Annotated in this window: 1 protein-coding gene; it reads left to right on the top strand. The window is 65.6% G+C overall.

Features of this window, described 5'->3' with window-relative positions; translation table 11 throughout:
• A partial coding sequence (locus tag N5D53_RS27605) for a T6SS effector BTH_I2691 family protein (RefSeq protein ID WP_279841144.1) occupies positions 1-826 on the top strand: 826 nt, incomplete at both ends.

Here is an 826-nt window from a genome sequence, read left to right as displayed (position 1 = left end):
CGACGCCCCCGCCTGCCGCTATGCCGATGCAGGCTTCAACCTGGAACAAGGCTTCCCCACGCTGCAGCACTCGGCCTACACCCTCCGCGCTTTGCGCCCGGGCTATGTCTACGTGTTCATGAAAGGCCTTCAGGGCGAAAAGCTGGTCATTCATGAGCACGTCGGCGCGGGCCTCTACAAGGAGCTGCGCTACCAAGGGCTGGAGGACTACCACCGCCGTGAGCGCTACCTGTCCGGCCAGAGCACCGGCTGGGTGTGGGCCGACACCTGCCAGGACACCGCCGAGGAAGTGTGGATCGGCTACAGCCCGCACCTGTGGACCAACGCCATCACCGCCCGTATCACCGGTTCGGCAGCCCTGCGCAAACGGCACATGCGCCAGCTGGACATGGCCGAGCTGGTGAGCGGCAACCCGGCGCCGTCCACCCAGCCCCATGTGTTGCCAGTGAGTGCCCTGCAAACCTGGGTCGAAGACTTCAAGCCAACAGAGCGGCGCATGCCGCTGACCTGGAGCAGCGACCCGATCACCGAAACCTTGCCCATCGGCAACCTCACTGCCATCGCCCGGCACTACCCCTGGACCCAACCGAAAGTGCCGGTGGTGGTGGCGCTCGCCGATGCCGAAGGCATGGCCCTGGACCTGAGCCTGTCGGTCTCGGCCTACCAGCATCAACTGCGTGACCTGATGCCGGCCGAACAACTGGAGCACACAAAACCCGCCCAACCTCCCGAGCAGGAGCGCGTGCCGGCATGCTACCGGCTGGATGCCGAACAGCTCAGCCCGCAGAGCCGCGACTTTCACCATCGCAACCTGGTCGCCATGCTG

This window comes from Pseudomonas sp. GD03862 (assembly GCF_029840855.1).
GTDB classification, from domain to species: Bacteria; Pseudomonadota; Gammaproteobacteria; order Pseudomonadales; family Pseudomonadaceae; genus Aquipseudomonas; species Aquipseudomonas alloputida.
The sequence above is the reverse complement of the archived record's forward strand: the minus strand, read 5'-3'. Positions and strand labels throughout refer to the sequence as shown.